This is a genomic window from Acidovorax sp. ACV01 (assembly GCF_014851495.1).
Taxonomy (GTDB): domain Bacteria; phylum Pseudomonadota; class Gammaproteobacteria; order Burkholderiales; family Burkholderiaceae_C; genus Acidovorax; species Acidovorax radicis.
Genome location: NZ_JACUZT010000001.1, coordinates 522442 through 533341, shown reverse-complemented (window position 1 = coordinate 533341; position 10900 = coordinate 522442). Strand labels below are relative to the sequence as shown.

General features: G+C 63.3%; 8 protein-coding genes and 1 tRNA gene. 4 read left to right on the top strand and 5 right to left on the bottom strand.

Translation table 11 applies throughout. The annotated features are described in order from the left end of the window. Nucleotides 1-4 precede the first annotated feature (4 nt). The 3 genes from IB243_RS02455 (at nt 5) to IB243_RS02445 (ending at nt 4356) form a co-directional block, all read left to right on the top strand. The gene (locus tag IB243_RS02455) at nt 5-1495 is read left to right on the top strand and encodes an NAD-dependent succinate-semialdehyde dehydrogenase (protein ID WP_304503438.1); all 1491 of its coding nucleotides are present in this window, start codon (nt 5-7) and stop codon (nt 1493-1495) included. A gap of 267 nt (nt 1496-1762) precedes the next feature. After that, nucleotides 1763-3727 (top strand): DUF1996 domain-containing protein, encoded by a 1965-nt coding sequence (locus IB243_RS02450; protein ID WP_192424741.1) that lies wholly within the window; start codon nt 1763-1765, stop codon nt 3725-3727. Beyond that, nucleotides 3727-4356, top strand: coding sequence for a PA14 domain-containing protein (locus IB243_RS02445; protein WP_192424740.1), 630 nt, complete (start codon nt 3727-3729; stop codon nt 4354-4356). Before IB243_RS02450 ends, IB243_RS02445 begins: the two co-directional genes overlap by 1 nt. Nucleotides 4357-4410: 54 nt before the next feature. On the opposite strand, the gene IB243_RS02440 is transcribed toward IB243_RS02445, so the two are convergent. The 3 genes from IB243_RS02440 to IB243_RS02430 all read right to left on the bottom strand — a co-directional run bounded on the left by IB243_RS02440 (nt 4411) and on the right by IB243_RS02430 (nt 6999). After that, a complete protein-coding gene (locus IB243_RS02440; RefSeq protein WP_225584670.1) occupies nt 4411-5607 on the bottom strand; it encodes a YeeE/YedE family protein in 1197 nt (398 codons plus the stop codon). Between the two features lie 124 nt (nt 5608-5731). Beyond that, nucleotides 5732-6700 carry a sulfurtransferase gene (locus tag IB243_RS02435; RefSeq protein WP_192424738.1) on the bottom strand — a complete coding sequence of 323 codons (969 nt, stop codon included), beginning with the start codon at nt 6698-6700 and terminating at the stop codon, nt 5732-5734. A gap of 225 nt (nt 6701-6925) precedes the next feature. After that, nucleotides 6926-6999, bottom strand: a tRNA-Gly gene (locus tag IB243_RS02430). Between the two features lie 236 nt (nt 7000-7235). Here IB243_RS02430 and IB243_RS02425 point away from each other — a divergent pair. Beyond that, nucleotides 7236-7598, top strand: a complete 363-nt coding sequence (locus IB243_RS02425) for a hypothetical protein (protein WP_192424736.1) — start codon at nt 7236-7238, stop codon at nt 7596-7598. Between the two features lie 61 nt (nt 7599-7659). On the opposite strand, the gene IB243_RS02420 is transcribed toward IB243_RS02425, so the two are convergent. Both IB243_RS02420 and IB243_RS02415 read right to left on the bottom strand, forming a co-directional pair. Next, a complete protein-coding gene (locus IB243_RS02420) occupies nt 7660-9702 on the bottom strand; it encodes a Cache 3/Cache 2 fusion domain-containing protein (RefSeq protein WP_225584669.1) in 2043 nt (680 codons plus the stop codon). Between the two features lie 140 nt (nt 9703-9842). Continuing rightward, nucleotides 9843-10760: a pseudouridine synthase gene (locus tag IB243_RS02415; protein ID WP_192424734.1), complete on the bottom strand. Its 918-nt coding sequence runs from the start codon at nt 10758-10760 to the stop codon at nt 9843-9845. Nucleotides 10761-10900 lie beyond the last annotated feature (140 nt).

Genomic DNA, 10900 nt, shown 5'->3' with positions numbered 1-10900 from the left:
CCCCATGGACATGAAGACTTCCCCCCTCGCACTGCTCAACGACCCCACGCTGCTCAAGACCGACGGCCTCATCCATGGCCAGTGGGTGGCGGGCAGCAGCCGCTTTGACGTGAACGACCCGGCCACAGGCCTCAAGCTGGCCGATGTGGCCAACCTGGGCCCCGCCGACGCCGAGGCAGCGATTGCCGCGGCCAATGCGGCCTGGGGCCCCTGGAAGACCAAGACCGCCAAGGAGCGCAGCATCGTCCTGCGCAAGTGGTTCGACCTGCTGATGGCCAACCAGGACGACCTGGGCCGCATCATGACGGCCGAACAAGGCAAGCCGCTGGCCGAAGCCAAGGGCGAGGTCGCCTATGGCGCCAGCTTTGTGGAATGGTTCGCCGAAGAGGCCAAGCGCGTGAACGGCGAGGTGTTGCCCCAGTTCGACAACAGCCGCCGCCTGATGGTGCTCAAACAACCCATTGGCGTATGTGCCGCCATCACACCGTGGAACTTCCCGCTGGCCATGATCACCCGCAAGGTGGCCCCTGCCCTGGCTGCGGGCTGCACCGTGGTCATCAAGCCCGCCGAGTTGACACCGCTCACCGCCCTGGCCGCCGCAGAGCTGGCCCTGCGTGCGGGCATCCCTGCCGGCGTGTTCAACATCCTGCCCGCCGACAGCGACAACTCCATTGCCATCGGCAAGGTACTTTGCGCAAGTGATGTGGTGCGCCACATCAGCTTCACCGGCAGCACCGAGGTGGGCCGCATCCTGATGGCGCAATCGGCGCCCACGGTCAAGAAAATGTCGCTGGAGCTGGGTGGCAACGCGCCCTTTCTGGTGTTCGACGACGCGGACATCGACAGCGCCGTGGAAGGCGCCTTTGCCAGCAAGTACCGCAACGCGGGCCAGACCTGCGTGTGCACCAACCGTTTTTATGTGCAGGAAGGCGTGTACGACGAGTTCGTGGCCAAGTTCGCCGCCAAGGTGAAAACCGCCAAGGTGGGCAATGGCTTTGAAGCCGGCGTGAACCAGGGCCCGCTGATCGAGGAAGCCGCGCTGGCGAAAGTTCAGCGCCATGTGGACGATGCGCTGGCCAAGGGTGGCCAGGTGGTGGCTGGCGGCCAGCGCCTGAAAACGCTGGGCTCGGGCCAGTTCTTCGAGCCCACGGTGGTGGCCAACGCCACGGCCGACATGCTGTGCGCGCGCGAGGAAACATTTGGCCCCTTTGCGCCGGTCTTCAAGTTCAAGACCGAGCAGGAAGCCATCGACGCGGCCAACAACACCGAGTTTGGCCTGGCCAGCTACTTCTACAGCCGCGACGTGGGCCGCATCTTCCGCGTGACCGAGGCGCTGGAATACGGCATGGTCGGCGCCAACGTGGGCATCCTGGCCACCGAGCATGTGCCCTTTGGTGGCGTCAAGCAGTCGGGCCTGGGCCGCGAGGGGTCGCACTACGGCATGGACGACTATGTGGAGATCAAGTATCTGTGCCTGGGAGACATTCAGAAGTAATTGGGCCCCAGTCTTGCTACGTCACAAACGAAGCCGGGTACCTCAATACCCGTCTGGTCGTTCGATGGATGTCGCAGCCGTTCAACTGCACGGAAGAAATCTTCCATCGCAGCCCGAGAGATGCCTCTAAATTCATTGCGTATCGTTAGACGGCGGGCGCACTGGAGCCTTGGAGGTCAGCGTTAAAGATACGAAGCTTCATAACTAAACAGAAAGCCAATAATGATAAATATCGACTTGTGCAGGGTGGGAATTCTGGGGGCCACTATGGTCACCGCATTGCTTTCGGGCTGCGGTGGTGGCAGTGGCAGTTCTGCGGTATCGAATGCCGATGTGACCGCAGCCAGCTCAACTGCTGACGAGGCTATGACCCAGGCCAAAGCGGTTGCGGTCGCGACGTGGAATCCCCTGGCCAACGAAGGGGCCTCGTTCACGGTGACAGGCCCGCAAACCGTGCGATACGGGGCAGGCACGCTCTGGGTGGAGAAGATCCTGACGGGCACCGGGCAATGTACCAATGCATTCTTCGGCCGCGACCCGGTGGCAGGCACCAAGAAGTTGTGCCAGGTGCTGGTGGGCGATATTCCACCGACCGGTTTCAACCTGTGCGCAGCGGAATCAAAGAAATGTGAATTCAGCGGGTCGGCCCAGGTGGTTTACGGCGCGCGCACCAGCTGGACCAGCCCCCGCAGTTTCTCCGGCGGCGCGGCCTGCAACAACACCACTTTCGGCGATCCGCTGCGGGGTGTGGTCAAGTCTTGTTACTTCCAGGCGGCTGCAGCCCCCGTGACCTGGGCTCCCATCGCATCCGAAGGACAGACCTTTTCCGTCAGCGGCACCAAGGTCGTTCGTTTTGGCGTGAGCTGGGCCGGAGTGTGGGTAAGCAAGAACGTTACCGGCGCGGCCACGTGCGATGCGACCTTCTTCGGCAATGATCCGAAGCCGGGCAATGCCAAAACCTGTGAAGTAAGTTCCGAGGTGGTACCTGTCCCTTCGCCTGCGCCGGCAACGCCCGCCATCACCTGGGCCCCCTTGGCCACGGAAGGCCAGGCCTTCACGCTCAACGGTACGAAGGTGGTGCGTTTGGGGGTCGCGTGGGCCGATGTATGGGTCACCAAGACCGTCACAGCTTCCGGCACCTGCAGCACGACGTTTTTCGGCAGCGATCCCAAACCCGGCAGCGGAAAAACCTGCGAGGTAAGTTCCCAAGTGGTCACAGACCCCACGCCAACGCCCACACCTGTGCCGCAACCCCCCTCCCCCCCGGCATCCGCCCCCACGCCAATGAACCCTGGTCTCGTGACGGTGAACACCAGTCTGATTCCCAAGGGCACGTTCGCCGGGTGGGACAAGGACATGCTGATTCCCACCACCGAACAGCCGACGCCATCGGACATCGGCGCGTTCCGCACCGGCTGCCAGTTCTCGCACATGGCTTTTGATGACCCGATCGTCTACCCCGGGCAGCCCGGCAAGTCGCATCTGCACACGTTCTTCGGCAACAAGCTGACAAATGCGAACTCCACCGCCCAGAGCCTGGCCACCACCGGCAACAGCACCTGCCGCGGAGGCACGATCAACCGCTCGGCATATTGGGTGCCGTCGATGATCGACACACGCGACGGCCGCCCGCTGACGCCCATGTTCGAGAGCAACTTCTACTACAAGACTGGATATGGAGTGCCAGCATCGTCGATCCAGGCCATGCCGTCGGGCTTACGCATGGTGGCAGGTGATGCAAAGGGCAATCCTGATCTGCCCAGTGGCGCGGCCATGTACGCCTGCATATGGGAGGGAGGCAACTCCAACTGGTCCAACTCCATCCCCTCATGCCCCAAGACAGGCACCTCCTGGCTCGTCCAAGGGGTTGACTTTCCGCAATGCTGGGACGGCGTGAACCTGGACTCGCCGGACCACAAGAGCCATATGGCCAACCCAGTCGGCGTAGGGGCTAACAACACCGGCCACTGCCCGGCCACCCATCCTGTGGCAATTCCAGCGATTGCATACCAGATCCTGTACGAGGTCAAAGTGTCCGGCGAAACCAAGTACTGGCGCCTCAGCAGCGACGACTACGACCTGACCAAACCGGCCGGCTACAGCGGCCACGGCGACTGGTTCAATGGCTGGAAGTCCGAGATCGTGGACGTCTGGGTAAAGAACTGTGATCGCGCGCAGAAAGACTGTCACTCTCACCTTCTGGGCGACGGGCGTGCCATGGTGATCCCCTGATGCCGGGTAGCACTACTGCATCTGGCGTTTGCTGGGCAGCAGCCCTGTGCATCGCCGTCGCGTTGCAGACATCGTCCGCTGCCGGTGGCGGCGCATCCGGCACGGTGCGCGCTGCGCCCGATGCCGAACTGCAACGTGCTGTCGCCCGCGCTGACTTGTGCAGTGCAGGCAACGCCAAGGGCGTGGGATTGCGCGGTATCTACTTCGAACGCGCCCTCGACCAAGGCCTGCCCTTGTTGGTGCGCACCGACGGCACGGTGGATTTCGACGCTTCGTTCGATTGGCTGCCCCAACAACCGACCGGTCGTCGCCCCGCCTCAGCGCGTTGGCAAGGCTGGGTCAAGCCCATGGTGTCGGGCCACTACCGATTCCATGCGGACCAGCCAACCGCCAGTATCACTGTCGCGCGCCAGCCCCTGGCGGGGCCCAGCGCCAGCGCCGACGCGACGATCGAATTGACCGCCGGACGCTTCTACCCGATCACTCTTGAGGTGCAGCACCTGGACCACATCAACGGCCGTCTGCGCCTTGAGTGGACCACGCCGTACGGCGCGCGATTCGTGGTGCCGCAGGCTCTGCTGTTCATGCCCACTGAAAGCGTGGCTGCTACTAATTTTGATAGCAAATAGCGCTTTCTGGATAAGCGCCAGCGGCCAAAAACACTTAAAAAAATCCCAACATCGTCAGCGAAACAGTACCGCCTTCACACGCAGGCCCGCCCACACCGCGAAGAACACCGCCGCCCCAAACACCCAGCCCGACAGTGCCCCAGCCATGCCGCCGGACAACAGCGTGCCAATGGTGCAGCCCAGCCCCGTCATCGCACCCCAGCCCAGCAACACGCCGCCCGACAGGCCGCGCACGGCGTCGCGCCACGTGGGCCAGCGCGGCGCAAACTGGTGGCTGGCCAGGGCAGCTACAAACGCCCCCGTCACCAGCCCCGCCAGCAGCAAGGCATTGGGAGTGAACCAGGTGGACTGCGGCGCGGTGGCGCAGCCCGCAAAACCGTCGAGCCCATCGAGCCGATCAGGAATCCAGCCCTGCCCCTGCGCCCACTGGCGGGCCGCACTGCCCAGCGTGGCCGTCACGCCCAATGGTCGCATGCGGACAACCGCGAAGGCGCCCATCAGCCCCACGGCCAGTCCTCCAACCCAGTAGTGCCAGCGCCCTGTCCACAGGTTGCGCCACACGGTGCCTAACCCGGGCACGGCAGGCCCGATACCCGGTGCCGACGTGATGGCGGCGTCCCGTGCAAAGCCACGCCACAGCCAGGCAGCCACCAGGGCCAACCCGCCAAGTTGCACCAGCAAGGCACCGCCATACCCCAGGTGGGCGGGCAACCAGACCACGGGCGCATCGGCAACACTCAGGCTGTACAAGGGGTTCCAGGTCTTGAAACCCAGGATGAAGCCCAGCGCCGACCCGACAAGCGCAAACGGCGACACCGTTGACCCCTCGGCCAGTCGGTACCAGTGCGCGCTGATGCACGAGCCCGACACCACCATGCCCGCGCCAAACGACAGCCCAGCCGCTACCAGCACCCAGCTCACGGGGCCGATGTGCATGTCAGGCGGCAGCTTGCCCGGCTGGGGCACCGGCAGCCAGCTGCCCAGCACCACGGTATAGCCCACCACCCCCACTGCCAGCGCCAGCACAATCGCCAGCAGCCCGCGCGGGTTGCGGTCTTCCAACCAGTCGCGCGCATGGCAGTAAAAGCAAAAGCGCGAGCGCTGCAGCACCAGCCCCAACACCGCACCCGTGACCAGCGCAAAAACGAGCGTGCGCCCGCCGGGCAGGTCCCGCAGTGCCTGGGCCGCCCAAACCAATACCGCCAGCAGCGCCAAGCTTCCTGCGTGAGAGAAATTGATCTTGTATGTCATTGCACCTCACCCATAAAAAAGCCCGCACAAGGCGGGCTGTAAAGGAGACCCCCTACCAAAAATCAAAAACTCTCTTTGTTCTGCATTGCACCTTCTTCCCAAAAGGTTCTGTCGGTCAACCCATTCACTTCGCAGCCCAGATGGTGCCCGTCGGGTTGGTGATGGGCACGCCCACCGAGTTGCCGTATTCCGTCCACGAGCCGTCGTAGTTCTTCACGCTGTAGCCCAGGATCTTGGACAGCGCAAACCAGGTGTGGCTGGAGCGCTCGCCGATACGGCAGTAGGTGATGATGGGCTTGCTGCCGTCCAGGCCTGCGCTGGCGTAGAGCTTTTTGAGGTCTTCAGCCGACTTGAAGGTGCCGTCTTCCTTGACTGCCTGGCCCCAGGGCACGTTGGCCGCGCCAGGGATGTGACCGGCGCGGATACTCAGCTCGGGCACACCCGCCGGGGCAAAAATCTTGCCGGAGTATTCGTCGGCCGAGCGGATGTCCACCAGCTTCGCGTTGCTCTTGCCTTCGGCGGCTGCCAGTGCGTCCGACAGGCGGGCGCGCAGGTCGGTATTCACCTTGGTCACCTTGTAGCTGGTGGCTGCCAAATCCGGTACGCGGTTATTCAGCGGCTGGTTCTCCGCCTCCCACTTCTTGCGGCCGCCGTCGAGCAGCTTCACGTTCTTGACACCATAGATGTCAAACACCCACGCTCCCCATGCTGCAAACCAGTTGTTGGTGTCGCCGTACAGCACCACGGTGGTGTCTTGCGATACACCCGCCTTGGACAACAGCGCCTCAAAGGCCTCCTTGCCCACGATGTCGCGGCGCACGCGGTCGTTCAGATCCTGGTGCCACGAGAAGTTGACCGCACCCGGCACATGGCCGCGCTCATAAAGGCCAGGGTTCACGCTCACTTCGACGATGCGCACCTGCTGGTTATCGAGGTTCTGTGCCAGCCACTCGGTGGAGACCAGGGGTCCTGCGGGAATGGGGGTGGCGGCAAATACCGCACTGCAGACCAGCATGGCGCTGCCCAGCGCGGAGGCGCGGAGCCACGTGCGCGCCGTTTGCGCAAAAGTGGTTGTGGATGGTGCGGTGAGCATCGTCTTCCTTTCCGTGTCGTTGAAATGCCGGGGCTTGCGGCACCCGGTACACGGAATTTAGAAGGGCCCAGTCCTTGGCCCAACCAAACAAAACGACTATGAATATGCGGAATCAACGCTTGCTGGCGAAGCGCCACATGATGGCAGGCAACCCGCGCAATACACGCAGTGCGAAGAGATAAAGCCGGAGGGGAGTTGGGGAAAAGCTGGTCAGCCTGGGAGGGCTGGAGCGGGTGAAGGGAATCGAACCCTCGTATGAAGCTTGGGAAGCTGCCGTTCTACCATTGAACTACACCCGCCTTCTGTAACCCGTTGATTGACAACGGTATTTCAGTCTGGCCATTGAAGACATCCGGTGGGCCTGCGCCGCTTCAGAGTTTCAACTGCAGCCGTATTGTAGCCACGCGGCAGCATGCCCGGACCGGGCTTGGCCGAAGGTGTGCAGCCCCGGGTTTCCACGGCCATCGGCAGGCATCAGACCGGAGGCAGCACAATGGAGCCCTTCACAACTCTCAGCGAAAGAAGGAAAGACCCCATGCAACTGAGCGACGACCGCACGCAGGCCACCCTGGCAATCAACAAAACGCTCACAGCGCCGGAGATCGAAAATCTGATTCGTGAGCTGGCCATGTTGCGCTCGCAGATGACACCCGAAGTCACCCCAGCCCCCCAAGACAGCAGTGGGAGCGGAGTCCCGGTGATGTCGCAGGACAACCCGACTCTCGCCATCCAGTACCCGCTGGAAGACGCCCATGTCACCGTGTACCTGCGCAGCATTGGCTTGGGCTGGACCGCTTGGCGGCTACACCCCGATACCCAGCGGGCGCTGGCCGAATTCTTCAATTCGCGGCTTCCGAAAAGCGCTCCAGCAAAGGGCAAGCCCATTCCGTTTCGCTGATCCTGCCGTGGCAAAGCCGCCCGCAGCCCGCAGCCCGCGGGCGTTTGGCCGTCTAGGCCATTCAGCCGGAAATTGCCCGGTTGCGGGAGGCCCCACCCGCCAGGGCTGGCAAACCGGTGCTGGCACCAGCACCCCCCAGGTTGAACTGCGCAATCGCAGACACCATCTGGTGCGCCTGCGTCTGCAGGCTGCTGGCCGCAGCAGCCATTTCTTCCACCAACGCGGCATTCTGCTGCGTGGTCTGGTCCAGTTGCGTCACCGCTTCTCCCACCTGGCCCACACCAGCGGTCTGCTCGCTGCTGGCGGCGCTGATTTCGGAAACCATGTCGGCCACGCGCTGGATAGAGCTGACAACCTCCTGCATCGTGGTGCCCGCCTGATCGGCCAGCACCGAGCCCTGCTGCACCATGGCGTTGCTGGCACCGATCAGTTCCTTGATGGCCTTGGCTTCTGCGGCCGTGCGCTGGGCCAGGTTGCGCACTTCGGCAGCCACCACGGCAAAACCACGCCCCTGCTCGCCCGCACGCGCGGCTTCGACTGCCGCATTGAGTGCCAGGATGTTGGTCTGAAAGGCAATGCCATCAATCACACCGATGATGTCGGCAATCTTCTGGCTACTGGTGTTGATGTTCTGCATGGTGCTGACCACTTTGGACACCACGTCACCGCCCTGGGCGGCCACTCGGCTGGCACCCACGGCCAGCTGGTTGGCCTGGCTGGCGCTGTCGGCGTTGTGGCGGATGGTGGCACCCAGCTGCTCCATGCTGGCCGCCGTTTCCTCCAGCGAGCTGGCCTGGCTTTCGGTGCGGCCCGACAGGTCCTGGTTGCCCTGCGCGATTTCAGTGCTGGCGGCGGACACACTTTCGGCGCTGGTGCGCACGGTGCTCAGGCTATCGACCAAGCGAACGCGAAAGCCCTCCATGGCCTGGGCCAGACTGCCGATTTCGTCACGGGATTTCAGGGACACGGCGTGCGTGAGGTCGCCCTGCGCCAGGTAACCCAGCGCCGTGCTCAGTTGTTGCACGGGTGCCCCCACCAGGCGGCGTGTGGCCACCACGAGCACCACGGCGAGCAATACCAAGGCCACCAACACCCCCAGCCACAACCAGGTCAGCACACTGCGGGCTTCGCCCATCATTTCAGACTGCGGCGCCTCGGCCACGATGGCCCAACTCCAAGGCTTGTAGCGCTGCACCGCCACAAAACGCGTGGCATTGTCGCCATCGCCGCTGCGGCGTGGCGACCAGGCCGATTCAAAATCCCCGCTTTGCTCCACGCCCGTCAGCGACGCCAGCCAGGCTTTGGCATCGTCCACTTTCTCATCGATCTTGGGTGCCGCATTGGCGCCCGGCAGCCCGAAAACACTGCCCCGTGCAGGGCCAGAGGAAATGTTGACCGCGTAGACAGCGCCTGTGGCAAATAGTTTTTGCCCCGCCATCACGGTGTTGAGTTTGCCCAGGATGGGGGCGATGTCCGAACCAATGAACAGGATGCCGATGGTCCGATTGCCCTCGCGAATGGGCTCGTACACCGTCATGTACTCACGGCCGAACAGGTTGGCGCGGCCGATGAAGGTTTTGCCTTCGTTCATCAACTCATAGGCAGGGTGTTTGCGGTCGAGCAGGGTCTTGTAGGCACGGTCGCCGTCCTGCTTCTTGAGCGAGGTGGTCACGCGGATGAAGTCGTCGCCCGAACGCGCGAAGATGGTGGCTACCGCGCCCATGCTGTCCTTGGAAAACCGGTCCACCACCTCGAAATTTCCGTTGACCGAAGCACCCTGAAACGCCAGCGTCGCCTCAGGCTTGCCGTCGGCCCCGGGTACCTCGCTCAGCGAGAAATTGCCCGGGAAGTTGGCCTTGAACAGCGTGAAATCCCGCTTGGCCTGCTCTTGTGCGGTTTCATCGAACATCTGCACCAGCGTACGCAGCTGGGCCGCGTATTGCTGCGCATCACCACGCGCAAGGTGCCCAAAGTTCTGCCAGAGCAAGGCGCTGACGATGCCCATCGTGATGATGAGCACCAGAAGAAGGCTGAGCAGTGCCGTCAGCGAAAGCTTGAACGCGACCGAGCGATGGGGTGTGGTGGGGTTCACTGTTGTTTTCATTTTTCAGCTCCCAGGCCCTCTGCCCAGAATGGGTAACCAAGTTACCTTATCTGTGTTCAAAACCAAAATTCCACCCAATGCCCTGCCCGCGCAAGGGACTCCCGGAATGGGCGGGCATGCGCCAACAGCGGTGATGTGGCCTAAGCCGGCAAATCGAGCCGCTGCGCGCTCTCAAACGCGCGGGGTTCGCGCGTGACAGGGTCCATGAACTCCAGCGACCGCGCCAAAAGCTGCAGCGGCCGCGAATAATCTCCTTCAGGCGGATCGTTCACGACCGGATAGAACGGGTCGTTGCGCAGCGGCAGCCCCAGGGCCGCCATATGCACGCGCAACTGGTGGCGCTTGCCCGTGACGGGCGACAGGCGATAACGCGCCCAATCGCCTGCGCTGGCCACCTGCAGCACGTGCATCTGCGTGTGGCTGTTGGGTTCGCCAGGTACTTCCTGCATGCGGAAGAACTGCGGGCTTTCCTCCAAACGGCTGAGGTGCTCGCGCGGAAACAGAAGGTCTTCGCGCCAGGGCGCTATCGCGTCGTAATGTTTGGTGATCTGGCGGTCGCGGAATAAGGCCTGGTAGGCCCCGCGTGTGCGCTGCTGCACCGACAGCAGCACCAGCCCCGCCGTATCCCGGTCAATGCGATGCAAAGGCGACAGTTCTGGTAGCCCCAGATGACGCTTGAGGCGCACCAGCAGTGTGTTGTGCAGATAGCGGCCGGACGGTGTTACCGGCATGAAATGGGGCTTGTCAGCCACCACGAGATGCTCGTCCTGGTACAGCACCGTTTCTGCGAACGGCAAGACGGGTTCGGCAGGCAGGCTGCGGTAGTAGTACACCCGCAGGCTGCCTTCAAACGGGCGCCCAGGCGCCACGGGTTCGCCACGTTCGTCCACCACGTCGCCCGCCTCCATGCGTTGCAACCATTCGTCGCGGGTGACCACCGGCAGACGCTGCGCCAGAAAATCCAGCATGCTGCCGTGCCCGTGGGTGGGCAGCACCACGCAGCTGGGCCCCACGCCATCGCGCATGGGCGGGGCGTGGGCATGGCGGGGGTTGTGCATATTGCGCGGATTTTAGGGCGCGCTGGCGCGGGTATCGCCCTGTAGGACAAGGGCGGCAGTTGCTGCTACACCGCCACATCGCACGCCGATGCGGGCTAGCATGAACCCAAGAGGCCCTGTGCCGCGTGAGCCAACGCTGC